Source organism: Pannonibacter sp. CBAS1226 (assembly GCF_055685825.1).
Window position 1 is genome coordinate 396,154 of the sequence record NZ_JBVOUO010000002.1, and the last position, 25,326, is coordinate 421,479.

A 25,326-nucleotide genomic window follows, 5' to 3' on the forward strand; every position below is an offset into this window, starting at 1 on the left:
GGGAGACAGACCGATGACCGCATTCATTCAGACTTCTGCCGCCCGCACGCCTGAAACCGCCGTACAGGACCACTACATTCCCGCTGAAGCGCCGTTCTCCACCTTTGTCCGCAAGGGGCAGGTGCTGCGCATTGAGGACAGCTATGGCCAGCAGGCCGTCGACACGCTGTTCTACAACGCCCATGACTTCTCCGAGCGCTATTCCAGCCAGGACACCATGCGCGAGCAGGGGGCGGCCTATGTCTCCACCGGCACGAAGATCATGTCCAGCGAAGGCCGGGTGATGCTGACGGTAACGGCGGACAGCTGCGGCCGCCATGACACCTCCGCCGGGGCCTGCTCCTGCGAGAGCAACACGGTGCGCTTTGGCGCCTACACGAAATATCTCCATGCCTGCCGCGACAATTTCGTCATCGAGGTATCGAAGCACGGCATGAGCAAGCGGGATGTGGTGCCGAATATCAACTTCTTCATGAACGTGCCGATCGAGCCGTCCGGCAAGATGACCATCGTTGATGGCATTTCCTCGCCCGGTGACTACGTGGAGATGAAGGCGGAGATGGACGTGCTGCTCGTCATCTCCAACTGCCCGCAGATCAACAATCCCTGCAATGGCTTTGACCCGACACCCATCCGGGTTCTGGTCTGGGATGACGGGGCGGCGTGATGTTCCAGAAGGTTCTGATCGCCAACCGCGGCGAAATCGCCGTGCGCGTCATCAAGACGCTGCGCAAGATGGGGATCGCAAGCGTTGCGGTCTATTCCGATGCCGACCGGTTTTCTAAAGCGGTGCTGATGGCCGATGAGGCTGTGCGGCTGGGCCCCGCCCCGGCGGCTGAAAGCTATCTCAATGTTGAGGCCGTCATCGCCGCCTGCCGTGAGACGGGGGCAGAGGCTGTCCATCCGGGCTATGGCTTCCTGTCGGAGAACATCGGCTTTGCCGAAAGGCTGAAGGCGGAGGGGATCACCTTCATCGGCCCCTCGCCGGACAATATCGCGGCCTTCGGCCTCAAGCATACGGCGCGGGAACTGGCGAAGGCCAGCGGCGTGCCGCTGCTGCCGGGCTCCAGCCTCATTGCCAGCGGGACTGAAGCTCTCGCAGCGGCGGAGGCCATCGGCTATCCGGTGATGCTGAAGTCCACCGCCGGGGGCGGGGGCATCGGCATGCAGCTGTGCGAGACGCCGGAAGCGCTGGGCGCCGCCTTCGAGACGGTGCAGCGGACGGCGCAGGCCAGCTTCGGCGATGCCCGTGTCTATCTGGAGCGCTTCGTTGCCAGAGCCCGCCACGTGGAGGTGCAGATCTTCGGGGACGGAAAGGGCAACGTGGTGGCGCTGGGCGAGCGGGACTGCTCGCTGCAGCGGCGGAACCAGAAGGTGATCGAGGAAACTCCGGCGCCGGGTCTTTCCGCTGAGGTGCGGCAGAAGCTGCATGCGGCGGCTGTGGCGCTGGGCCGTCAGGTGAACTACGCCTCGGCCGGTACCGTGGAGTTCATCTACGATCCGGCGCGGGAGGAGTTCTACTTCCTTGAGGTCAACACCCGCCTGCAGGTGGAGCATCCGGTGACGGAAGCCGTCTTCGGCATCGATCTGGTGGAATGGATGATCCGTCAGGCCGCCGGGGAGGATGTGCTGACTGGCGCAGAGTATCTGAGGCCGAAGGGGGCGGCCATCGAGGCGCGCGTCTATGCGGAAATGCCCCATGCGGGCTTCCGCCCCAGCGCGGGCCTTCTGACGGAGGTGCGCTTTCCTGAAGACGTGCGCGTGGATGGCTGGGTGGAGACGGGCACGGAGGTGACCGCGTTCTATGACCCGATGCTGGCCAAGATCATCGTCAGTGGCAAGGACAGGGCCTCGGCCATTGAAGCCCTTTCTACAGCACTGTCACAGACATCCCTGTGCGGGATCGAGACCAATCTCGGCTATCTGAAGGCGATTGCCGCCTCGGACCTGTTCCGCAGCGGTCAGGTGGCGACGACGGCGCTCAGGGATTTTGCCTTTGTGCCGGATGTGATCGAGGTGATCGCGCCGGGGGCTCAGTCGAGCCTGCAGGAGTTGCCGGGCCGTCTTGGCCTCTGGCATGTGGGCGTGCCGCCGTCGGGACCGATGGATGAACGCTCCTTCCGCCATGCCAACCGGCTGGTGGGCAATGCGGATGAGACAGCGGCGCTGGAACTGACCGTTTCCGGCCCGGTGCTGCGGTTCTTCTCGGACGTGCGCGTGGCGCTGGCTGGAGCCCTGATGCCTGCCTCGCTGGACGGCACGCCGGCGCCGCACAACGAGGCCTTCGAGGTGCTGGCAGGCCAGACGCTCTCCATCGGAGCCATCAAGGGGGCCGGACAGCGGACTTACCTTGCTGTTGCAGGCGGGCTTGATGCGCCGGTGGTGCTGGGCTCGCGGGCAACCTTCGGGCTGGGACAGTTCGGCGGCAATGCCACCGGCACCCTGCGGGCTGGCCATGTGCTGCGGCTGGCGCGGGCGGAGCAGGTTCCGGTCAAACCTGCCGGTGTGCCTGCGGAGCTGACGCGGGAGTGGCATGTGGGCGTGCTCTATGGCCCGCATGGCGCGCCGGATTTCTTCCTTGAGGAAGATATCGAGACGCTGTTTTCCGCCGCTTACGAGGTGCATTACAACTCGGCCCGCACGGGCGTGCGGCTGATCGGCCCGGCACCGAAGTGGGCACGGGCTGATGGCGGGGAGGCGGGGCTGCACCCTTCCAACCTGCATGACAATGCCTATGCCATCGGTGCCATCGATTTCACCGGCGACATGCCGATCATCCTGGGGCCGGATGGCCCCAGCCTTGGCGGCTTCGTCTGCCCGGCGGTGATCGCCCGGGACGAGCAGTGGAAGATGGGCCAGTTCAAGCCCGGCGACCGGATCCGTTTCCATGCGGCCGGGCGCAAGGGCGATCCGCTGGCGGGGCCTGCGGTCCGCAAGCTGGGTGAGGAGGCGGGGGCGCCTGTGCTGGCAACGGGCATGGCCGGGACAGTGCCCGTTGTCTACCGCCGTCAGGGCGATGACAACCTGCTGGTCGAATATGGCGCGATGCAGCTCGACATCGGCATCCGCATGCGTGTCCACCTGCTGATGGAAGCGGTGAAAGCGGCGAAGCTGCCCGGATTGATCGACCTGACACCGGGCATCCGCTCGCTGCAGATCCATTATGACGGCACGAGCCTGACCCGCCGCCGCCTGCTGGGTCTTCTGGCGGAGATCGAGGAGACTCTGCCGCCGGCCTCGCAGGTGAAGGTGCCAAGCCGCACCGTCTGGCTGCCGCTGTCCTGGAACGATCCGGACGCGGAACTGGCAATGCGCAAGTATCAGGAACTGGTGCGCCCCAATGCGCCCTGGTGCCCCTCCAACATCGAGTTCATCCGCCGCATCAACGGCCTTGCAGATGAGCAGGCGGTGAAGGACACCATCTTCGACGCAGCCTATCTGGTGATGGGGCTGGGGGATGTGTATCTCGGCGCACCTGTGGCAACGCCTGTCGACCCGCGCCACCGGCTGGTGACGACCAAGTACAATCCGGCTCGCACCTGGACACCGGAGAACGCGGTCGGCATCGGCGGCGCTTACATGTGCATCTATGGCATGGAAGGGCCTGGGGGCTATCAGCTGTTCGGGCGCACCATTCAGATGTGGAACACATGGCGGCAGACGGATGTGTTCGGCAAGGACAAGCCGTGGCTGCTCGATTTCTTCGACCAGATCCGCTTCTTTCCTGTCTCGCATCAGGAACTGACCGAAGCGCGGGCCACCTTTCCCCATGGCGGTTATCCGCTGAGGATCGAGGAGGGCATTTTCTCGCAGGCAGAGTATGAGGCTGGCCTCGCGGCCAATGCGGCCGGCATCTCCGCCTTCAAGCAGGGGCAGCAGGCTGCCTTCGAGGCAGAGCGCCAGCGCTGGAAGGACGCGGGGCTCGACAGTTTCGTGGCGGACGAGGGGGGCGGGCCGGGCCTTGGAGGCGACATTCCGCAAGGCTGCACGGGCGTCGAAAGCGCCGTGCCCGGCAATGTCTGGAAAGTGCTGGTGGAGGCCGGCCAGAAAGTGGAAGCTGGCGAAACGCTCGCCATCATCGAGTCAATGAAGATGGAAATCACGGTCACCGCCCATGTGGCCGGACGGGTCAGCGAGCTGCGTGCCGCCCCCGGCCGCAGCATCCGGGCCGGTGACGTGCTGGTGGTACTGGAGGATGGACTATGATCCCGGTGATGCTTGACCTTGCCTCCCTGCGGGCAGCCTATCAGAGTGGCCTGACGCCGCTTGCTCTGGTGGAAGAGGTGATTGCCCGGTGCAACGCCTGTGATGATCCGGCGATTTTCATCACGCGTGCGAAGGACGAAGATCTTCGGGCCGCCGCCATGGCGCTGATGGCGCGGGCGCCGGAGCCCAACAGCCTGCCGCTCTGGGGAATTCCCTTCGCGGTGAAGGACAATATCGATGTGGCGGGCCTGCCGACGACCGCAGGCTGCCCGGCCTATGCCTATCAGCCGGAGACGGATGCGGCAGTGGTGGCGCGGCTGAAGGCTGCCGGGGCTCTGGTGGTGGGCAAGACCAATCTTGACCAGTTCGCCACCGGGCTCAACGGTACCCGCTCTCCGCATGGGGCACCGCGCTGCGTCTTCAACAAGGACTATGTCTCCGGCGGCTCTTCCTCCGGTTCGGCGGTTGCTACGGCGGCGGGGCTTGTCAGTTTTGCGCTGGGCACGGATACGGCAGGGTCTGGCCGCGTGCCTGCGGCCTTCAACAATCTCGCCGGCATCAAGCCGACGCCGGGACTGGTGCCCAACACCGGCGTCGTGCCCGCCTGCCGCAGCGTGGATGTGGTGACGGTGTTCGCCGCGACTGTGGGCGATGGCGTTGCCATCCGCAAGGTGATGGATGGCTTTTACGCGGGCGATCCCTATTCCCGCAAGGCAGAGCCTGTGAGCCTGCCCGTCTCCGGGTTAAGAGTCGGGGTGCTGGCAGGTCCAGAGCGGGAGTTTTTCGGCAATGCCAGCGTCGAAGCCCTTTATGATGCAGCCATCGAGCGGGCGCGGGGGCTGGGGGCCGTCATCGTGCCTTTCGACTATGCCCCGTTCCGGCAGGCAGCGGAGCTGCTCTACAACGGCCCCTGGGTGGCGGAGCGCCTGGCGGCGGTGAAGGATTTCATCGCCACGAATGCCGCTGACTTCGACCCCACGGTGCGCGCCATCATCGAAGGGGCGAGGGCCTATGATGCGGTTGCCGCTTTCGAGGGCCAGTACAGGCTGGGCCACCTGCGCCAGAAGACGCTGGCCGAGTGGGCGAAGGTGGATGTGCTGATGCTGCCAACCTCGCCCACGATCTATACGGTCGAGGAGATGCTGGCTGATCCTGTCACCAGAAACAGCCACTTTGGCCGTTACACCAACTTTGCCAATCTCTTCGGCTATGCCGCCATTGCCGTGCCGGCCGGGTTCGGCCCGGATGGCCTGCCGGGCGGGGTGACCCTGTTCGGTCCTGCCTTCAGCGATGATGCGCTCGCTCCCTTCGCCGATGCCCTGCACCGGGCAGCGGCCTGCGGCATGGGCAAGGACAAGACGGCAGAGCTGCCTCAGGCCAGCCGCGTGCCGGAGCCCGACGACGGGCTGGTCCCGGTTGTGGTGGTTGGCGCGCATCTGACCGGCATGCCGCTCAATCACGAGCTGACCGGGCCGGGCGGCAAGCTGGTGAAAACCTGCCGCACGGCGGGCGACTACCGCCTCTTCGTGCTGCCGGGCTCCACGCCGCCAAAACCGGGCCTCATCCGCGAGCCGGGCTTTGCAGGAAGCGGGCTTGAGGTGGAAGTGTGGAAGGTGACGCCGGAGGCTTTCGGCCGGTTTGTCCAGAAGATCCCGGCACCGCTCGGCATTGGCAAGGTGACGCTGGATGACGGCAGCGCCGTCTCCGGCTTCCTGTGCGAGGGCCATGCCGTGGCCGGAGCGCAGGAGATCACCAGCCTCGGCGGCTGGCGCGCCTATATCGCGCAGAGGAATTGAACGCAGAAGCGGCGGCAGGGCAGGGCCTTGCTGCCGCTCGTCCACAAGGCGATCGCAGAAGAGCGGGGGAATCGGCTTCACCCCCGCCTGAAAATCGCTATGTTTGCGGCGCAGAGCATTGACCTTGCCCACCTTGAGGGAGTACCGCCGGACGGCCGGGTTTGACCGGCAAGTCTCAGGCGGCAGCAATGCCATGCCCGAGGTCTTTAGACCTAACCGGATTTCAGCGGCACGGGACGGGGAATGACGGTCAGCATCGATATCGGCGAAATGTCAGGCGGCGCAAAGGCGCTGATGGATCTGGAAGAACTGCTCGCAACGCGCCTGCTGGTGCAGGGCAACTCCGGCTCTGGCAAATCGCATCTTCTGCGCCGTCTTCTCGAACAGTCCGCCAGCTGGGTGCAGCAGGCGATCATCGATCCGGAGGGCGACTTCGTCAGCCTTGCCGAGAAATTCGGCCATGTGGTGGTGGATGCCGCCGGAACCGAGCGTGACCTGCAGATGATCGCTGCCCGTGTGCGCGCGCACCGGGTTTCCGTCGTGCTCAATCTGGAAGGTCTGGACGCCGACCGGCAGATGAAGGCGGCGGCGACGTTCCTTGACGGCTTGTTCGATGCGGACCGTGATCAGTGGTATCCGATGCTGGTGGTGGTGGACGAGGCGCAGCTTTTTGCCCCTGCGGCTGCCGGTGAAGTGAGTGAAGAGGCGCGCCGCCGCTCGCTGACCGCGATGACGAACCTCATGTGCCGCGGCCGCAAGCGCGGGCTGGCCGGCATCATTGCGACGCAGCGCCTCGCCAAGCTTGCCAAGAACGTGGCGGCGGAGGCTTCCAACTTCCTGATGGGCCGCACCTTCCTGGACATCGACATGGCCCGCGCGGCCGATCTTCTCGGCATGGAACGGCGGCAGGCGGAAGCTTTCCGCAATCTCGACCGGGGGCATTTCATTGCCCTGGGGCCTGCCATGTCGCGCCGTCCGGTGCCGGTGCGCATCGGGCCGGTGGAGACCTCCGGCCGCGGCGGCGGGCCGAAGCTGACGCCGCTGCCGGACAAGCCGGCGGAAGACGCTAAGGATCTGATCTTCACGCCCATGCCGGATGAGGCCTTGCGCATCCGTCCGCGTGCGCCGGAGCCTGTTTCGACGGCGGAGATCCTGACGCAGCTGTCGGCTGCGGGCCGCATGGAAAGCGCCCGCAACCAGCCCGCACCTCAGCCGGACGAACTGCCGGTGGACACGGCCGAGCGGGATGCGGCAATCGACGAGATCATGACGGCAATTCTGGCGGAGCCCGAGGCGGCCTTCCAGCCGGTGGCAGCGCTTTATCAGGACTTTCAGGTCCGCTGCCGTATCGCCAAGGTGCCCGGCGGCGTGCCGGATCTCTCCGTCTTCCGCGAGAAGCTGTCGGTGGCCCGTGCCGGCGTCGACAGCGGTGAGGTGGACACCAATGACTGGGAGCGGGCGGCACTGATTGCCGCGGAACTGCCGGAGGACATGCGCGGGGTCTATCTGCTGCTGGCCAAAGCGGCGCTCGCCAAGGCGCCGTGCCCGCCGAATGCGGAAATCGCCAAGGCCTATGGCACCCGCTCGCCGGGCCGTGCCCGTTGGCTGCTGGCCCATATGGAGGAGCGGGGCTTCCTGCTCTGCGCCACCGACATGCGCGGCAACCGCATTGTCACGCTGACGGACCTGGGCTGGCAGACAGCCCCGGGCGATGCGGAAGCGGCAGCCTGAGAGCATTCTCAAGGCCTGACGCGCCAGACCTCGCTCCCCTGACATGAAAAGGGGCGCCGCAGCGCCCCTTCGGTTCCTTGTGACGATAGTTGTTGCCTGTCAGGCGGCGCGCACGCGCTGCAGGAAGCTCGCGATCGTCCCTTCCAGCTTTGCCGCCTGACGGGTCACATCCTGCGAGGCCTGCAGAACATCGCTGGCCGAACCGCTGGTCTCCTGGGCCGACTGCATCACATTGCCGACGCTGCCGCTCATGTCGCTGGTGCAATCTGCGGCGCGCTGAACGTTGACCGTGATTTCACGCGTTGCCTCTCCCTGCTGGGAAATGGCATCGGCGATGGTGGTGGTGAACTGGTTCACCTCACCCATGGTCTCGGCAATTTCCTGGATCGAGCCAACCGCCTCGCGGGTGGAGGACTGGATGCCGCTGATCTGCGACGAGATTTCCTCGGTCGCTTTCGCGGTCTGGTTGGCGAGTTCCTTCACCTCCGCCGCCACAACTGCAAAGCCCCGTCCGGCTTCGCCCGCACGGGCCGCCTCGATGGTGGCGTTGAGGGCTAGAAGATTGGTCTGCTCGGCAATGGCCTGAATGAGCTGCACCACTTCGCCGATCTTCTGGGCCGCGGTATCAAGGCTCCCGACCCGCTCGTTGGAGAGGGCGGCGGCACGGGCCGCAGCTTCCACCACGCCCTTGGTCTGCTCCACCTGGCGGCTGATTTCGCCGATGGAAGCGGACAGCTCCTCCGCCGCAGAGGCAACCGTCTGCACGCTGATCTGGGCCGTTTCAGAGGAGGCAGCCACGGTGGAAACCTTGCTGGAGGTCGCCTGGGCAATCGAGGTCAGTGCACCTGCCGTTTGTTCCATCCGGCCCGAGTTGGCCGATACCTCGGAAATGGCCTGGCGGACCTCTGCCTCAAAGTCCTGGATGAGCGCCTCGACATGCTCCTGCCGGGCAAGGCGCGCCTGCTGCGCTGCCTCGCTTTCGCCCTGGAGCTTCACCCGTTCGATCGCATTTTCCACGAAGACGCCGAGGGCGCCGGCCATCATGCCGATCTCGTCTTTCCGTTCCCGGTGTGCAACGGGGCTGTCCACATCCCCGGCCGCAAGGGCACGCATGCGCTGGGTGAGCTGGGAAATGGGGCGGGAGATATTGCCGCCCAGCAGCCACATCAATGCCGTGCCCGCCGCCAGAATGACCAGAGCCAGGATGATGGCGGTGTTGCGGGTGGTGATGGCGGCTGCCAGCAGCTCGCTTTCCTCAACGGTGAGGATGACGAACCACTTCTGGCTGGTGTTGACCAGCGGAATGGCGCGGATTGCTTCATAGACGCCATCCGTCTCCTTCATGCTGATGCCGTCCTGAGCCTGCGAAAGGCGGGCGATCAGGCTCTGGTCCGCCGTCTTGCCCAGCAGGCTGTTGTCGGGATGGGAAACCCAGACGCCGCCCTCGCTGATGAGGCCGACATAGCCTGTCTTGTAGGGATCGAAGGAGGCGACCTGCTTCTGCAGTCCTTCCAGAGACACATCGATGGTGGCGCCGCCTGCGCCGCTGCCCCTGACATCGATGATGGGAGAAGACGCGGTGGCCATGAGCACATCAACGTTGTTGACCGGGTAGAGATAGGGCTCGGTCACCGTGTCCTGCCGCAGCTGGCGGGGCTTGTCGTACCAGTCCTCCGATCCGCTGTCGCCGCCGAAGATCAGCGGCTCCATCGCCACCTTGCCGTCCGCATGATAGAAATAGGGAATGAAACGGCCGTTCCCGTCCGAGAAGCCGGTTCCCTTGTTGTCCGCATCAAGGCCGGCGAGATCGGGTTCCAGGATGGCGCCGCCGCCGACAAACTGCGGGTTGCGGGCAATGATCTGCTGCATGACCGCGCCATAGGCATTGCGGTCCGTGATCCCGGCATGGAGCAGGCCTTCCATCGCATCTGCGGCAGAGCGTGCGGCCAGCTGAGCTTCGGCCACGGTCTTGCTGACCTGTGTGGCAAGCGACAGCGTTGCCTGTTCAACCTGCTCTTCGCCTGACCTGCGGGCAGACGATTGCATCATTGCCGAGATCACCGCGATGACCACGACAAACCCGATGATGAATACGGCACTCGCCGAAATGAAGATGCGGCCCTTCAGCGACATGGAATGCTCCAGACATCTTGAACAAGTGCCGGAATTCTGCGTGTGTGCGGTGAAAAAAGTGTAACCCTTCAGGAATAAATATAAATTCGATAGCCGACTATTGAATATATAGTCCAGTATTCCTCAGCGTAAGACGGGGCTGCCACAGTTTATTGCGCACGGCGCATCCGTGTCATGGGGGTAGAGGATGGCTGCACCGATGGGACCGGAAACTCCGGGTCCGCCAGTAAAAATTTCAGTTGTGCCAGTTCCAGCTCCAACCCCTCAATGGTGCGGGCGAGCACTGTGTCGAGGTAGCTTCCAGCCGGGGCGTTGCTGCGGATGCGGCTGGCCTGATTGAGCGTTGCCCGCAGATAGCGCGCAACGTCTTCCACTTCGAAGCGGGTGATGCTGATATCCATCTGTCCGTCCATGGCAGTGACTCTGGTTCGTTCTCTTTTTGTTCCTATACTCCGTTCCTTCAAGACAGGCAAGAGGAGTCTCCGCTCCTGTCTGGATCCACCCGATCAGCTCCTGCCGGATCAGTATCAATGCCTGTCCATTCCCGGCTTGCGCTTTGCCGCAAGGCTGACATGATCGCCTGAGAGAGAAAGCGGCATGGCAGGGATTCTGCCGCTTTAAAACATGCTGCAGTCCCGGCGAGGCCGGGTGCGCCAGATGGGGTGAGTGCCGGAAATGCTGAAGACAGCCGTGTTCGCAATTGGGCTTGTCCTGCCGGGGGCCGTTCTTGCCGCCGATGCCACCGCGCCGGTGCGCGAGATCATGAAGATGACGGAAGCGAATTGGTCCGAGAGCGGGGCCGAGTATCAGGACATCTTTGACGCCAGCCGGCTGAAGGTGCTGTTCAGCTCCGATTTTGCTGCCCGCTACGAGAAGGCGATGCAGGGCGAATATGCCCGCGAGAGCGGCTCGCCCTTTGATTATGATGTGATCGTCAACGGTCAGGATGGCTGTCCTCTGAAGAATGTCACGATCACCGCCGCGCCGCCGCAGGGCGCCGTGACAGATGTGAAGGCCCGTTTTCAGGCCGTGACCTGCTTCGGTCAGGAGGCCGAATATCAGGCCTATAACGAGACGCTGTTCAAGGTCATCGTCGAGAACGGCAAGCCGGTGGTCGATGACATCGTGCTGTCGATGGATGGCACGCCCTTCTCGATCAAGGCGGAACTGGGCGCTGCCGCAGGTCAGTAAGCTTCCCTTGCGGTAGGTCGGGAAATGGCAGACGGCAGGCCTTCCTAACCTTCCGCCGTCAGAATCCTGTTGCGTTATTTATTTCGGGCAAGCGCCTTCCCTTGAGTCGAGGCTGTGCCGCCCCGGGCTCGGAGCAGAGTCAATCCGCTGAAGAGTGCGGTTTTTAAGCTGTGCCCTCTGCTGCGCATAAGGCCTGATTTATTTAACCTGGAGGAATTTACTGAATTTTTATTCCGATACCCCGTAATTCCTGCAAGGGTAACGGGAGTTGAGTATGCCGGGGCTGCGCGGGGTTTTTTCCCATCTGAAAGTTTCCACCAAGCTGGCGGGCGGTTTCGCCGCCATGATCCTCCTGACGGGTCTAGCGGGCGGGGCAGGCACGCTGGCCGTGCTGGACCTCAAGGACAAGCAGGCGGTCAGCGGTCTGGCAACGGAGTCGATTGCCGCGCTTCAGGAGGCGTCGGCGGCCAGTCAGGCCTATCTGGCAGCGCCTGCCGCGGAAGCTGCACAAACGGCAGAAGACAGGCTTTCCGCACTGGCGGGCCAGCTCACCCAGCTCCAGTCCCGTCTCACTGACGGCCAGGCCCGCGCCGCGACTCAGGCGGCATCGGGCGCTGTCGCGGAGCTGCAGGCGAATTTCACCGAAGTGGTCGGCACCATCGCAGCCCGTCAGGCTCAGCTTGAGCGGCTGACGGCTTCTGCAGGCAAGCTCGACACACTGGTGACCTCCATCAGTGACCAGATGCAGCAGGCACAGCGCGCCGCCATTGACGAAAGCAAGAAGGCTGGCGGCACCCGTGACCGGGCCGACCGCGTGGTGCGGCCCTTGTCCGGCATGCTGGAAAACCTGCTGATGGTCGAGATCACGCTGCTGCGGGCAGGGCGCGACGGAAATCTCACTCTGATCGGCGATGCCGTCTCCCTCAGTGGACATCTCACGGATGCTGCCGGGGCGATTGCCAAGGTCAAGGGCAGCGGCATTGAGCCTGCCAGCCTGACTGCACTGACCGAAGGCCTGACGGCCTTTGCTACCCGTCTGCAGCCGTTGGGTGCCATGGACAACCCCTGGGGCCGCCGCGCGGCGGTGGCTGTGCTGGCGGGTGAACTGGAGGGCGTGCGCAAGCAGGCCTCCGGCCTGCAGCAGAGCCTTTACGCAGTTCAGGATGACGCCCGCAAGTCGGCAGCCTCTGCCCAGAGTCGGGCAGGGATCGTGGATCTGGTCAAGAGCAACGTGGACAAGCTGACCCGCGCCGTGCTGGAGCTGCGCTCGGCCACGATGGAAACGCTGGCCGCAGATGGGCCGTTCAAGCCCGATCCGGTGCTGAACCGGATGGAATCCCTGCGGACCCTGGCCAACACGCTGGCCGCGGATGCAGGTGCCTTTCCCGAAATCAAGCCCGCCGTGGAAGCGATTACGGCCGAGGTGGATGTCTATGCCGCCGAATTTGCCAGCCTGACCAGCGCCCTGCAGCAACTGGCCGAAACGGCCACGGCGCTGGATGCCTTGTCGGCAGATGTGCGCCAGCAGATCAGCCAGCTCGCCAGCGCCCAGTCCCAGGCTGCGTTTTCCGCCGCCAACGGCGCTCTGGGCACCATTGGTGGTGCGGTCGCGCTTGCCATTGCCGCAGGCATCGGCTTGGCGGTCCTGCTGGCCATGCTCATCACCCGGCCGCTGCGTGCCATTGGCGTGCAGATGGAGCGGCTGGCGGAAGGACGCACGGACATTGACCTGTCGCAGGAGGCGCGCCGGGATGAATTCGGCGGAATGATGCGCACCATCCGCGTCTTCCGTGACAATATTCTCGAGCGTCAGCGGCTTGAAGCAGCCAATGAAGAAGAGGCCCGCGCTCAGGTGGAGCGGCAGGAACGGATGACGGCCCTGATTGCCAGCTTCCGGGACCGGGTGCAGGAAACGCTGGCGGCTGTGGGTGAAACCGCGTCCGGCATGGAAGGCACTGCGCAGGCGCTGGCCGGGATTGCAGGCGAAAGCGCGCGCCAGGCCGGCGATACGCTGGATGTCAGCGGCGTTGCGGCCCACAGTGTCGAAAGCGTTGCAGGCGCCGCCGAGGAACTGGCCGCCTCCATCGGCGAGATCGGCTCCCAGGTTCAGCGCACCAGCCAGGTTGTTGAAATGGCAGCCGCCTCTGTGGACGACACCAACCGCAAGGTCGAAAGCCTGTCGGAAGCGGCCGACCGCATTGGCGAGGTCGTGACCCTGATCCGCGCCATTGCCGAGCAGACCAACCTTCTGGCGCTGAATGCCACCATCGAAGCGGCCCGTGCCGGTGAAGCCGGCCGCGGCTTTGCGGTGGTTGCCTCCGAGGTGAAGGAGCTGGCGACGCAGACGTCCAAGGCAACCGAGGAAATCTCAGGACAGATTTCCGCCATTCAGGATTCCACCCGGGCTGCCGTCGATGCCATCGCGGGAATTGCCCGCACCATGTCGGACGTCAACAGCTACACCACGGCCATTGCAGGGGCCGTAACGCAGCAGGGGGCGGCAACGGGCGAAATCTCCGGCAACGTCCAGAAGGCCGCCGAAAGCACGCAGGCCGTGCGCGGCAACATGAACGCCCTGTCTGCCACCGTGGAACAGGCGAGCGAAGTTTCAGGCCAGGTGCTGGAAGCCAGCGAAAAGCTCGCCGCCCGCACCTCGGACCTGCGCAGTGAAGTGGAGCGGTTCCTCAACGGTATCGCGGCGGCCTGATGCCAAGGCGTGATGCGCGGCTGCCGCAAGCGCGGGCGTCATACCAAGCCTTATGATGCTGACGCATCATGCCTTGAAACTGCTCAAGCGCCGCAAGGATTTAACCACCTCTCGATGAATCGTTCTCATCGAGAGGTGGCGTCAGCCGAGGGGCGGATTCCGGCGTTTGACGGGCTGTGACTTGACGATCGAGGTGTTGGTCTCTGCCTTGTCGGCGATCCGGTCCAGCAGCTTGTCCAGTTCATCAATCGACCGCACGGCAATGCGGGCAATGTAGCAGTCGTCACCCGTCACCTTGTCGCATTCAAGCACCTGAGGCAGATCGGCAATCATCTGCTGCACGATATGCAGCTTGCCCGGCAGGGGGCGGATGCGGGCGATGGCCTGCAAGGTATAGCCCAACGCCTCGTGGGAGAGATCTACCGTGAAGGCGCGGATGATGCCGCGCTCCTCAAGACGGCGCAAACGCTCCGATGTGCTGGGCGATGACAGACCGGCGGCCTGCGCCAGTTCCTTCAGTGAAACGCGTGCGTCCCGGGTGAGGATGTCAATGATCCGGCGGTCTGTGTCGTCAAGCATCGGCTCTCTTTAAGGTATTCTTCCTATTTCACCTTCGCAAATAAGGCTTCGACGAGATACTGCCTACTCTAGATCATGTTTTGCGCTCCTGTCTGCCCTTATCATGAGGGCATTCAGGATGGAGCGCCACAATGACAAGCACTCATGCCCGCGGAACGGCCGAAATGACCGCCGCAATGATCATATCCGGAACAATCGGCGTTTTCGTCGTTCTCTCCGGACAGCCGGTTCTCAACATTGTCTTCTGGCGCTGCGTCTTTGGCGCGGGCGTTCTTCTGGCGGTTTGCGCGGGCCTGGGACTGTTCCGGCGCAGGCGGATCAGCCTGCCGCAGGCAGGACTGGCGGCTCTTGGCGGGGTGGCCATTGCCATCAACTGGATCCTGCTGTTTGCCGCCTACCCGCGGGCCTCGATTTCCGTTGCCACGGCTGTCTACAACACCCAGCCTTTCATGCTGGCGGTCATGGCCTCCGTCATTTTCGGGGAGAAGCTGACGGCATCCCGGCTCGGCTGGATGGTCATGGCCTTCGCAGGCATGCTCGCAATCATTCAGGGGCGCCCCGGAGCGTTGACTGAGGCCGGGGCAGGCAGCTATCTGGCGGGCGTGGGACTGGCATTGGGAGCAGCGTTCTTTTATGCGGCCGCCGCCATCATTGCCAAGAAGCTCAAGGGCATCCCACCGCATCTGATTGCACTCATTCAACTGGCCACGGGCCTGCTGATGCTGGCGCCGCTCGCGGACTTCGGCCAGATGCCGGCGGACTTGCATGCCTGGGCGCTTATCATCACGCTGGGCGTCATCCATACCGGGTTCATGTATGTACTGCTGTATGGTGCCATCCAGAAACTGCCAGCCAGCCTTGCCGGATCGCTGTCGTTCATCTATCCGGCCGTTGCCATCGTGGCGGATTTTCTGGTTTTCGGGATCAGGCTGGAGCCGCTGCAAATGGCTGGCGTGGCCGTTATCCTGCTGGCTGCAGCCGGTGCCGCATTCGGCTGGTCCCTTACGGGCCGCCCGGCTGAGCGGACAGGATCTTGTTAAACGGAAACCGCCCAGAGCACGGTGGCGTTGTGCCACGACAGTGATCACGCTGTCTGCATAACAAAAAAGGGCACAGCTAAGGCTGTGCTCTTTTTGATGGTGCGGCGCAAAAGCTTGGGCTCAGTAGCCCGAGCCGCGCGTGAATTCATTGACCACGGTCATGACGATGATCTTCAGATCGCCGCGCGTGCTCTGGGACTTCAGATATTCGAGATCATATTCGAGACGCATGGACGCATGGTAAGGGTCGGTCGTCTCGCCGCGGAAGCCGTTGACCTGTGCAAGGCCGGTGATGCCGGGACGCACTTGGTGGCGGGATAGATAGCGGGTGTCGAACTCTTCATAAAGCTTGCCGGCGGCGAGCATACCCGGAACATGCGGGCGCGGGCCGACGAGAGACATCTCGCCTTTCAGCACGTTCCAGAGCTGCGGCAGTTCGTCGAAGTTCGACTTGCGCAGGAAACGCCCGATCGGCGTGATACGCGGATCGTTCTTCCGGGTCTGGACAACGCCGGTGGCATCCTGCTTGGCCACATACATGGAGCGGAACTTGAGCGCCATGAACAGTTCGTTGTTCCGTCCATAGCGTGCCTGACGGAAGATTACCGGGCCGGGGCTTGACAGCTTCACGCCAATGGCAAGACCGGCGAGCAGGGGGCTCAGCAGGATGAGGCCTGCAGCGCTGCCGGCAATGTCGATGCTGCGCTTCAGGAAAGGACGGATACGGCTGCGAAGGCCGCTTTGAATACCGCTCGCAGCGGCTAGAGCATCCTGAAGCGCCTCTTCAGGTGCCGGAATGGAAGGGTGAAGCGCCTGTCCCATGCCTGAGGACTGTGCTGCCAGTGGGGCGCCCAGTTCCGGTGTGTGGGTGACGCCATGCTGCCGGCCGGCGGCCAAAGGGCCAAGATGCCGGGCAGGCGCCAGATTACGCTCTGAAAGGGCTCTGGAGAGAAAGGGAAGGCGTTTCGCGGGCTTCTGCGGGGTGGAGCGCTTGCGTGCTTCACCTTCAATAAACTCGTGCACCATTGCAATCTCCAAACTCACAAGAAATTAACACGTCAGGTGCCTGAACGGCGTTCTGTCCGATGCGATCTCCGCTTCAAAACCGGCGCGGATGTTGATCAATTTAAATCAATTCTCAGACTTACTTTAGGTCTTTGGTAACATATTCCGCACCGCAGCGCAATCGGCGGGATGCGGCACTTTTAGGCACGGTCTCCTTTAAGGCGCTGAAATACTGGCGTATCACGCCTTGAAATTGCTCACGGGCCGCGCCGGCTGGACCGGCATTCGCTGCGTTTGGCTCATAGGACACCGGTCCATACGCCGTCTTTGCAGCCAATCTGCATCCGGCGCGGGAAGTCTGCGCGGCGATGGAACCTGACGTAGGTTCGGGCAGCCTCCGGCCATGAAAAAACCGGCTGCGGAACCGCAGCCGGCCGGTTGTGGGGCTGATTGTCAACGGCCGTTGATGAGCCGGCTTGTCCACCGCCCTCCGGCGGACAAGCCGCCGCCTGCGCCCGCACCTACTCCGTGTAGTAGTCGGAATAGGTGTTGTAGAAGGTCGTCTTGCCTTCCTGCTGGTTCAGGGCGGTCAGAATACGGCAATGCTCGCTCTTTGTCTGGCTGAGGCGCTGGATGGCGTTGACGCACATGCGTTGCGGCGTCCGGGCCCAGCGGATGACGAAGGTGATCACATCCGCATATTTTGCGAGATAAAGGCCATCGACCACCGGCTCGATCGGGGGGGAATCCAGCACGATATAGTCAAAGCGGGGACGTGCGGTCTGAATGAGACGGGAGAACTTCTCCCGGGTCAGCAGCTGATCCGTCGGCACGTCTGCCCGGCGGGCGCCGACCACGGCCGTGAGCGACGTTTTGGGATCAGACCTTACGATGTTCTGCAGCAGCTCATCCGAGCCGATGTCACCAATCAGGAAGTCCACCAGCCCATTGGAGGGCTCGATGTTCAGATGGCGCTGGATACTCGGCTTGCGGAAGTCGCAGTCGATGATCAGCGTGCTGGCGCCCGAAAGAGCCAGCGTGCGTGCCAGTGACAGGGCGAGAGTCGACTTGCCTTCTCCGGGCATGGCTGAAGACAGCATGATCACACGGCCAGACTTGCGGGCCTCTTCCGGCTGCTGTGCCCAGGAGCTTTGAAGCGCATTGTCGAGTGTCGCCCGGAGCCTGCGGATGGATTCCGCATACATGGACAAAGGACTGTCGACAAGCGCATCTGAAATGGAGTGCATGTCGGCTACATTGCTGTTGTGCCGGGGGACGACGGTTGCAAGCGGCAGGCGTGTCACGGCCTGAACCTGCTCCTCGTCCGTAAAGCCGCCAACGAAATTCTCGAAGATGAAAGCCAGTGCAAGGCCGGCGCCAATGGCAAAGAGAACAGCCACACCGAGAATCAGGGGCACTTTCGGCGAACTGGGCCTGTTCGGCGGATAAGCCGGAGAGACGACACGGCTGTCGGCAATCTGCAGGGCGGCTTCCGTTTCCAGCGTCTGCGAGCGGGCAAGAAGCATCTGGTACTGGGAAGTCGCGTTACGGGAGATCTGCTGGAGCCGGTAGATCTGCGCCAGCATGTCGGCAGGCAGATTGCTGTTGAGGATGGCGCTGCTGAGGTCTCGCCGCAGCGTTGCAGCTTCCTGGTCATACTGAGATGCGGAGTTCTGGAGCTGTTGCAGCGCCGAGGTCGTTTCCTGCTGCAGGCTGGCGTTGATCTTGTCCAGTTCCTCGCGCAGATTGATGGCCCGTGCAGAGCCGCCTTCTACCTGTGCCAGGCTGCGCTCCAGTTCCATGCGCTGACGGTTCAGCTCGGCTACGGCAGCCGTCTGGAGATTGTCGGCAACGCTTTGCCAGTCGCTCCGCGCCACGCTTTGGCGCAACGCCATGGCCTGGCTTTCTGCCGAGGACCGGTCCGCGATCAGCTGATCGATCCGCCCGCGCATGCTGGTCAGATCAGTGCGTCCTGTCTGCTCGGCAATTGCGTTGACATTGGAGAGAATGAAATCGTCGTAGGCCTTCTCGGCGGTGACGACGGCATTTTCAGCATCGGCCACCTGGCGCTGCACGATATCGCGCGCCTCTCTTGTATTCGATGTCTTGGACTCGATCTGCAGCCGGATGTAGGTCGTGGTGATTGTGTTGGCGAGCTCGGCAGCACGGGCCGGATTCTCTGACCGAACGCTGACTGCAATCAGATAGGTGAGGCCGCGGCGGGACACGGATACATTGTTCTTGAGCTTGGCCAGAACCGAGCCAAGTGCCTCTTCGCCCGTCGGAATCGTTATGTCTCTGATACGCAGGAATGCGAGCAGTTTGTCCCGAAGGCCAATCTTCACACCGAACTCGGGATCGGTCACAAGCCCCTTTTCAGCAATGACAGAAAGAAGAACAGCGTCGGAATCGACTATTTCCACTTCGCTCTCGACGCGCGCGCTGTCAGCTGCCGAAGATCCCATGGAATTGCTGGGATCCAGAAGGTTTTTGCGGCTGGGATCGACAAGAACCAGGGCGGTTCCGGTGTAGAGCGGTGTAATCGAGAAAAGTGCGATGCTCGCAATGGCGAGGATGATTGCAATTGTCGCAATGATTAACTTGAGCTGGCGGCGAACTATGCCAAAAAGGCGGCGGAAATCAATCTCTGCGTCATCCATGAAAAGACATCTTTCCTGTCAGACTGAGGGGAGGGCTCAGATCTTGGGTCAATGATTGGAGACAAAACATTATCGCGCAAAGTCATACTTGAGCAGCGCCTTTGCGTCCAGCGCTTGCCTGCAGGAATGAAATATGCCCGTCGTAGGTCACGCGCAGAGCCGTCAGTATACCGGTTGCATATGCGCCGGTGTCGATGGCGATGCGGTTGCTATGGACCTCGGGCGCCTGAACGACCGTATGCCCATGCACCACGATGGCACCATGGTCGGCGGTGCTGGACAGAAAATCCTGTCTTATCCAGGCCAGATCCAGATCGTCCTGCAGCGCAAGCGGCACATTCGGGCGGATGCCCGCGTGAGCGAATATGATGCCGGGCATCGCGTATGCCGTCGGCAGGCTGTCCAGCAGCTGCACATGCTCTTCCGGGATGTAGCTGCGCAATAGCATTGCAGCCGTTCTGGGATTGCGCCGGAGGTTGTCAATTTCTTCCGCGCTCATGCCGTAGGAAAACAGCGCCTCCTTGCCGCCGTGGGCCAGCCAGGCCATGTTCGCTTTCGGATCCTCCAGGAAGCCGAGCATCATCATTTCATGATTGCCCGCAAGAATGGTGCGCCTCATGCCGCCGCGAGGCGGGGCCAGCATGCGATCGAGCATCTGCGCGGTCGAAGGGCCGCGGTCGACTATGTCGCCGAGCAGAATGAGGTCTGCAGGGCCGGAGAACTGGGCCGCGTCCTCCAGGATCATGGCCTCGAGCTCTTCATAGAGATCAAGGCATCCATGGATGTCGCCTACGGCATAGAGCACCTGTGGCCGGTCTTCGCGCAGGATAACGCGCGGATTGACGCCTCCGGTTTCCCGTGCTCTGCCCGAAAAGAGGCCGCCAAATGCAGTCAGCAGGCGCCTCATGCGCTGCCTCCTGCGTCTCCCGCGGCGCGCGCAGCGCGTTCACGCGCTGCGGCATAGCCAAGGCCCAGCATGATGACAAAGAGGAAGGTGACGGCTTCGATCTCAAGGCTGAAGTCGACAAGCGAGTGAACGGCACCCAGGACGATGGCTCCCGTTGCAGCGCAGATTTCGATCTGCCGGTTGCCGCGAAACAGAGCCGCCGGCAGAAGCGAGGCGGCAATGACAAGGACGATGACGATCGGCAGGCTGCCGAACAGGAGGCCCATCTCGCTCCAGTGTGCGAGGTAAGTGGAATGCGCCTTGTCAAAGACGACGGACGTGGACCGGGGCATGACATTGTAAAGCGGATAGGCCGCTTCGAACGTGCTCGCGCCGAAACCGAGAAGGGGACGGTCGCCGATCATTCTGAAGGTGTTTTCGTAGACTGCCCAGCGGACGTCGGCATCCCGTTCAACGGTCAGGCTGCGCTCCAGCGTGCCCTGGCCATAAACGGCAACGATCGCCAGTCCGCCCGCTATCAGCAGGCTGAAGGCAATGAGGCGGCTGCGCAGTGAGGGCAGGCGCAGGAGCACGGCGGTTGCGACGCCGCAGCCGCCGGCAAAAAGACCCATGCGCGAATTGGAGGCGGCAAGTGCCGCTATGATGATGAGGAAGGCGGTGGCAGCCAGGACCTGCTGGGATGAGATCCTGAAGCCCCGCTTGGGCAGGCCGCTGCGCTCGCCGACGCCGCGCAACTGCGGCGGGGGCGAGCCGGGCTCGTTCTCAGCCGGTGGCAGGACAAGCAGGGCAGCCAGAATGGCGCCGAACCCCATGAAAGTCGCAAAGGAGTTCCGGTTGATGAATGTGCCTGTGGCATCGCCCATGTATTGCGACTTTTCGACGAACAGCACGCCATCACCCAGGTAAAGCAGGGCGATGATGGCATAGAGCGCCTGGGCCGTGACGATGCCTGTCAGAAACAGCGTAATTCGTCTTGCACGGTTCTTGCGCACGCCTGCCTGTACTGCGAGGAAGAAAAGCACGCCATAGGACAGCCAGCGCAACAGGGCAAGAAATGTGTCGCCCGGCACAAGGCTGATGCTGCGGCTTTCGAAAACGGCACCGGTCTGCCCGGTGAAGGTGAAACTGCCGAGCGGCAGGATCTGGGCCAGCATGAAGGCAGCAACGGCGAAAAACGGGATCGCCACCGGCCATGTGGCGGAAAGAGGCATCCGCAGGCTGACGCTGCCGGAGCGGCTGAACTGCAAGCAGTACCAGGCGAGCACAAGCCCGAGCACCAGGGCCCAGAGCGCCCAGAAAACAGGCCTGTTGCTGCCGAATGGCACCGGGGCCACAAGCATGACGGCAAGGAGAACCCTGCCGGCGGTGTCATTGAGACGGGTGGTGCCGCTGCCGCCTGAGGACAGTCTGTCCCGGGTTGCTCTGGGCCTGCTGCTGAACATTTATGGGTCTCTGAATAACGTCGTTCTTATGGACCGCGTCAGGCGCCCTGACGCGACAGGGCGCGTAGCTGCCGCAAGAATTGCGTCTTTGGCTCATTCGGCAAGCTGTCGATTATACCGATCAGCGCCTGACCGTTTTCACCGTTCTGCTGGTAGAGTTCCGCAAGGCGGGCCGGACCGTTGCGCGACATCGCCAGCAATGTCACGTCAGGCACAAGGATGGTCCGTCCCTCCTCACCCATCGCCGAAAGTCTCGGCAGCAGAAAGCGGATGCGTGAAACGGCGAGCCAGCCTTCTCCCGCCGAAGCCTCCTGGGAGCGCCGGATCGCCGCCGCCGCGGCGGCCCGATCTCCAAGCATGTCCTGTGCCTTTGCCTGAATGAGCCATGCCACGCCGCTGGCAGGCGAGCCGCCTGTCACTTCCCGTGCAAGGGCAAGGCAGTTGCGCGCTCCGGCCTCCCGCTGCTCCTGGGGAAGAAGACGGGCATAAACGGAGGACAGGGCTTCGTCGCAGTCCCGCATCAGCAGCTTGTTCGAGTAGGTCGACAAGCTGGCCCGGGCCCCGCCATCATAAAGCGGCTGCAGCCGTTCGGCCTGATTGCCCGACCGGGTGAAGAAGGCGCTGCTTTCGCCGATGACCGCATCCAGCCCGGCAAGGGCGAGGCCGAGGCCGGCGATGCAGCCGGCAAGCGCCAAACGCGCCGGTCGTCGCCCGGTTGGGAAATTTCCTTTACGAGACTTCAAGGCTAAAGTTGCTCTGCTTTGTTGCCTGCAGTGCCTGCAGGACGTGAACACAAACCCATCCTGATGCGTCTGACACGGCAAAATCTGTCATTGGCATCACGTTATTGCGTATTACACCAAAATTCTAAATAGATGCGGAAGGGTGGCGGAGGGCAGTGTCCCCAGAAAGTGCCGCCAGCCGGACTTTCCTTCGCGGAAAATGGCAGGTAACCATGATCCTTGCATGGGTTAACGGAATCTTTAAAAACTGATGACAAGTTTTGAAAGGTATGGCATACAAGAGTCCGAGATTGCCGGACTTTACGGCATGCGCTCCGTTGCGTAATGAAATTTATAGTTTAGGAGACACAAAATGGCTCTTTTGAAGATGGTTCAGGTTGCTGCCGCAGCCGCAATGATCGCAGGTGTTTCTGTTCCGGCGCATGCTCAGCAGGCGTTGACTGTCGAGGCAGTCGTTGCAGGCTGCGCGTCCGGCAGTGATTGTGCCGCGCTCGTCAATGCGTACCTCGCCAGTGTGCCGGCTGCCCGCCGTGTCGCCGCGATCGCCAATCTCGGAGCGCGCCTTGCAGAAATTCCGGGTGCCGGCGCAAACGTGGCCCGCGGCATTCAGGCCGCCGCCGCATACAGCCCGGATGCCGGTCAGCGCGCCCAGCTTGCCAGCCTCGCCAGCACCCTCAGCGCAGACGCCGGTGGCCTTGATATCGAGACGGCTGCCAGCGAAAGCTGATGCTGCTGCCTGACCTCGTCAGGCTTGATGCGAATTCCTGCCGCTTTGCGGTAGACTAAAAGGCGCGCCATTTGGCGCGCTTTTCTTTTGTTTGGCACGCCTTTTCCTCATCCGGCCTCACACCGCTGCGTGCAGCGGGAGGGCGGGGGATCGCAAGCTGCCCGCGCGAGAGAACATGCATGATCTCCCGCAGCACCATTTTGAAAAAAAGCGCCGCCTGAGGCGGAGCCAGGCGGCGCTTTGGCACTTCAGGGCACAATGCGTTTGTGTCGCATGTCCCGTGTCAGAGGCGTTCCCACTTCAGCGGGTCGGCAGAGGCAAGACCGATCCAGCGGTAGTTCGTCTGTTCGCGGGTGAGGACTTCATCCTTGGTGTTGTCGAGAACAAGATCGCCCTTGGTGGTGCGGACCACCAGAACAGCATGCCCTTCGCCCTTGCGTGTCTTCACGACGGCCATGCGCAGTGCTCCGGCAGGAACGCCCATGCGGATCAGGCGGCTGCGCTTGGTCAGGGCAAAATCTTCACAGTCGCCGGCTGCGCCGCCAACCTTCCAGACGTCTCGCTCGTCCTGCTTCCACTTCATTGAGCGGTTCACGGACAGGTTCACCCGTTCGATCTTGGCGGCAAGGGCGGCCGAGTAGGGAACAGACGTTGCACCCTTGGACTTCCGGCACTCGGCACTGTTACGCAGGCAGAAGATCTGATAGGCCAGCGGCGCGCGAACAGTGTTCTTCGGCTCGATGCGCGAGATTTCCGGGTCTCCGAGCGTGCGGGCACCGCCAAACCAGCTGGCTTGTGCCGGTTGATATGCGGTTGCGCTGAGAAAAAGCGCTGCGGCCGCCGCTGCAAGTACTTTCTTGAACATGACCTTTTCCCATCTTCGAATGGTGGAAGCAGCAGCCATCGGCTTGAGACCTTACGGCGCATGACTTTCCCTTGATCCTGTTCCGTTGATACAGCGTCTCCTCCTGAAACCATTTTAAATGGATCGGGACAATTTTATCGAAGTGCTCTTTTTCTGGCGCTTGAAGAGAAGTGTGACGGGGCCGTGGAGCCGCTACGGAAGTTCAAGCCTTGTTAATGATTTCCAGTCTATGAATCGAATTGCTCAAATGCCGAGGATCTCCACCGGGCGGCAGTGCCCGCGGAGACTGGCATCGGCAGTCGACCGGCGTGGAGTTTGCGATGACTGGAACCCTTGTTCTGAGCCTTCTCGGTGGCGGGATCTATTGCATTGTTGCCGGATTTTTCCTGACGTTCTCCTTTGCCGAGCTGGTTGAAACCCGTAACTCCTCCCGCTTCTCCGCCGCACTTGCCGTGGTTTCCGCGCTGTTCTGGCCTGTTGCGCTTGTGGTGGCGACGCTGGCAGCGCTGATGATGCGGCCGAAGGCTGGCCCCGTCCTTGGCCAGCAGGCACGTGCAAGGGCTGGAACCCAGCCCGCAGAACGTCTCGCGGCTTGAGAGCTTTCAGCGAAGCCGCTGATTTCATTCGCAACTTCTGCTGCCAATTTCCGCTCGCGCTGCACAGCTTTCCTCTGTATGAGAAGAGCAGTGTAAAGCGTGGGGATCTGGTGTGACAGAGCTTGGCCATATGGCTGCGGCGAGTGAAGCTGCCATCGACTGCAAACCTCTGATCAGCATGGCGCTGGAGGCGGGGCGGGCTATCCTCGCTATTTATACCGGTGATCATGACGCGGCCGAAAAAAAGGACGGATCGCCCGTGACCCTGGCTGACCAGGCGGCTGAAGCGGTCATCCTGAAGGGCCTTGCGGATGCCTGCCCGGACATTCCGGTTATTGCGGAGGAGGCAGTTTCGGCCGGGCATGTGCCGGCTGCTGCAAGCCGTTATTTTCTCGTCGACCCGCTTGACGGAACCCGCGAGTTCATCAGCCGCAACGGCGAATTCACGGTCAATATTGCACTGATCGACCGGGGTGTTCCGGTGGCCGGCGTCGTCTATGCTCCGGCCTCAGGCGAAATCTACTGGACCGGCGGTGCGGATGCCCGCATGGCCAGGGTCAGCCCTGACGCGCTTGAGGCGGGGGACGGTGTGCCGGTCCATGTTCGCCCCGCGCCGGAGGGTGGTTTGACGGTGTTGGCCAGCCGTTCCCATGCCTGCGCGCGCACCAAGCAGCTGATTGAGCAGCTGCCCGTCTCGGATGTCACGTCTGCGGGATCTTCATTGAAATTGTGCCTGGTGGCCGCAGGACGCGCGGATGTCTATCCGCGCCTGTCGCCGACCATGCAATGGGATATTGCTGCCGGTCACGCGGTTCTGCGTGCAGCCGGCGGAAGGGTTTTGTCTCTGACCCCGGGTGGGGCAGAGGCCACGGAACTCGCGTACCACGCTCCCGCCTCCCGGGATGGCAGCGGGCTCGAGAATTCCGCTTTCATCGCGATCGGCGATCCGGAGCTTGCTCCGGTGGTTCTGAAAGCAAGTCATATTTGATTAAATGAGG

General features: G+C 62.7%; 19 protein-coding genes. 10 read left to right on the forward strand and 9 right to left on the reverse strand.

Going from position 1 to position 25,326, the window contains the following annotated elements; translation table 11 throughout:
* Window positions 1-13 precede the first annotated feature (13 nt).
* From AC0CMF_RS08860 to AC0CMF_RS08875, 4 genes are all read left to right on the forward strand, one after another.
* Window positions 14-667: an urea amidolyase associated protein UAAP2 gene (locus AC0CMF_RS08860; protein WP_058900439.1), complete on the forward strand. Its 654-nt coding sequence runs from the start codon at window positions 14-16 to the stop codon at window positions 665-667.
* Window positions 667-4,206 (forward strand): urea carboxylase, encoded by a 3,540-nt coding sequence (uca, locus tag AC0CMF_RS08865; RefSeq protein WP_374628574.1) that lies wholly within the window; start codon window positions 667-669, stop codon window positions 4,204-4,206. The genes AC0CMF_RS08860 and uca overlap by 1 nt, the downstream gene beginning before the upstream one ends.
* Window positions 4,203-6,002 (forward strand): allophanate hydrolase, encoded by a 1,800-nt coding sequence (gene atzF, locus AC0CMF_RS08870; RefSeq protein WP_374628575.1) that lies wholly within the window; start codon window positions 4,203-4,205, stop codon window positions 6,000-6,002. Before uca ends, atzF begins: the two co-directional genes overlap by 4 nt.
* 243 nt (window positions 6,003-6,245) lie before the next feature.
* Entirely contained in the window at window positions 6,246-7,733 is a 1,488-nt protein-coding gene (locus AC0CMF_RS08875; protein WP_472481495.1) for a helicase HerA domain-containing protein, read from the forward strand.
* Window positions 7,734-7,832: 99 nt separating this feature from the next.
* Here the strand turns inward: AC0CMF_RS08875 and AC0CMF_RS08880 are convergent, their stop codons facing one another.
* Window positions 7,833-9,866, reverse strand: coding sequence for a methyl-accepting chemotaxis protein (locus tag AC0CMF_RS08880; RefSeq protein WP_374628576.1), 2,034 nt, complete (start codon window positions 9,864-9,866; stop codon window positions 7,833-7,835).
* 149 nt (window positions 9,867-10,015) lie between these two features.
* On the reverse strand, window positions 10,016-10,279 hold the full coding sequence (locus AC0CMF_RS08885) for a hypothetical protein (protein ID WP_050471019.1): 264 nt from the start codon (window positions 10,277-10,279) through the stop codon (window positions 10,016-10,018).
* A gap of 262 nt (window positions 10,280-10,541) precedes the next feature.
* Between AC0CMF_RS08885 and AC0CMF_RS08890 the strand changes: the two genes are divergently transcribed.
* Complete coding sequence (locus AC0CMF_RS08890) at window positions 10,542-11,057, forward strand: hypothetical protein (RefSeq protein WP_374628577.1); 516 nt, start codon at window positions 10,542-10,544, stop codon at window positions 11,055-11,057.
* 274 nt (window positions 11,058-11,331) lie between these two features.
* On the forward strand, window positions 11,332-13,764 hold the full coding sequence (locus tag AC0CMF_RS08895) for a methyl-accepting chemotaxis protein (RefSeq protein ID WP_374628578.1): 2,433 nt from the start codon (window positions 11,332-11,334) through the stop codon (window positions 13,762-13,764).
* Between the two features lie 141 nt (window positions 13,765-13,905).
* Here the strand turns inward: AC0CMF_RS08895 and AC0CMF_RS08900 are convergent, their stop codons facing one another.
* A complete protein-coding gene (locus tag AC0CMF_RS08900; protein ID WP_050471022.1) occupies window positions 13,906-14,343 on the reverse strand; it encodes an Lrp/AsnC family transcriptional regulator in 438 nt (145 codons plus the stop codon).
* A 131-nt stretch (window positions 14,344-14,474) separates the two neighbouring features.
* Here AC0CMF_RS08900 and AC0CMF_RS08905 point away from each other — a divergent pair, with 131 nt between their 5' ends.
* On the forward strand, window positions 14,475-15,383 hold the full coding sequence (locus tag AC0CMF_RS08905; protein ID WP_374628579.1) for a DMT family transporter: 909 nt from the start codon (window positions 14,475-14,477) through the stop codon (window positions 15,381-15,383).
* A gap of 120 nt (window positions 15,384-15,503) precedes the next feature.
* On the opposite strand, the gene AC0CMF_RS08910 is transcribed toward AC0CMF_RS08905, so the two are convergent.
* From AC0CMF_RS08910 to AC0CMF_RS08930, 5 genes are all read right to left on the reverse strand, one after another.
* Window positions 15,504-16,409 carry a sugar transferase gene (locus AC0CMF_RS08910; RefSeq protein WP_208997460.1) on the reverse strand — a complete coding sequence of 302 codons (906 nt, stop codon included), beginning with the start codon at window positions 16,407-16,409 and terminating at the stop codon, window positions 15,504-15,506.
* Between the two features lie 500 nt (window positions 16,410-16,909).
* Window positions 16,910-19,048 (reverse strand): GumC family protein, encoded by a 2,139-nt coding sequence (locus AC0CMF_RS08915; protein ID WP_094462166.1) that lies wholly within the window; start codon window positions 19,046-19,048, stop codon window positions 16,910-16,912.
* Between the two features lie 82 nt (window positions 19,049-19,130).
* Window positions 19,131-19,955 carry a metallophosphoesterase gene (locus AC0CMF_RS08920; RefSeq protein WP_374628580.1) on the reverse strand — a complete coding sequence of 275 codons (825 nt, stop codon included), beginning with the start codon at window positions 19,953-19,955 and terminating at the stop codon, window positions 19,131-19,133.
* Window positions 19,952-21,397 carry an O-antigen ligase family protein gene (locus AC0CMF_RS08925; RefSeq protein ID WP_374628582.1) on the reverse strand — a complete coding sequence of 482 codons (1,446 nt, stop codon included), beginning with the start codon at window positions 21,395-21,397 and terminating at the stop codon, window positions 19,952-19,954. Before AC0CMF_RS08925 ends, AC0CMF_RS08920 begins: the two co-directional genes overlap by 4 nt.
* Before the next feature lie 38 nt (window positions 21,398-21,435).
* Entirely contained in the window at window positions 21,436-22,092 is a 657-nt protein-coding gene (locus AC0CMF_RS08930) for a hypothetical protein (RefSeq protein ID WP_374628584.1), read from the reverse strand.
* 400 nt (window positions 22,093-22,492) lie between these two features.
* Between AC0CMF_RS08930 and AC0CMF_RS08935 the strand changes: the two genes are divergently transcribed.
* Window positions 22,493-22,867, forward strand: a complete 375-nt coding sequence (locus AC0CMF_RS08935) for a hypothetical protein (RefSeq protein WP_374628585.1) — start codon at window positions 22,493-22,495, stop codon at window positions 22,865-22,867.
* Window positions 22,868-23,150: 283 nt separating this feature from the next.
* On the opposite strand, the gene AC0CMF_RS08940 is transcribed toward AC0CMF_RS08935, so the two are convergent.
* A complete protein-coding gene (locus AC0CMF_RS08940) occupies window positions 23,151-23,732 on the reverse strand; it encodes a transglutaminase-like cysteine peptidase (RefSeq protein ID WP_058900428.1) in 582 nt (193 codons plus the stop codon).
* 320 nt (window positions 23,733-24,052) lie between these two features.
* On the opposite strand from AC0CMF_RS08940, the gene AC0CMF_RS08945 reads away from it, so the two are divergent.
* Together AC0CMF_RS08945 and cysQ are read left to right on the forward strand one after the other, a co-directional pair.
* On the forward strand, window positions 24,053-24,328 hold the full coding sequence (locus AC0CMF_RS08945; protein WP_374628586.1) for a hypothetical protein: 276 nt from the start codon (window positions 24,053-24,055) through the stop codon (window positions 24,326-24,328).
* Between the two features lie 178 nt (window positions 24,329-24,506).
* On the forward strand, window positions 24,507-25,316 hold the full coding sequence (gene cysQ / locus AC0CMF_RS08950; RefSeq protein ID WP_209004791.1) for a 3'(2'),5'-bisphosphate nucleotidase CysQ: 810 nt from the start codon (window positions 24,507-24,509) through the stop codon (window positions 25,314-25,316).
* Window positions 25,317-25,326: the final 10 nt, after the last annotated feature.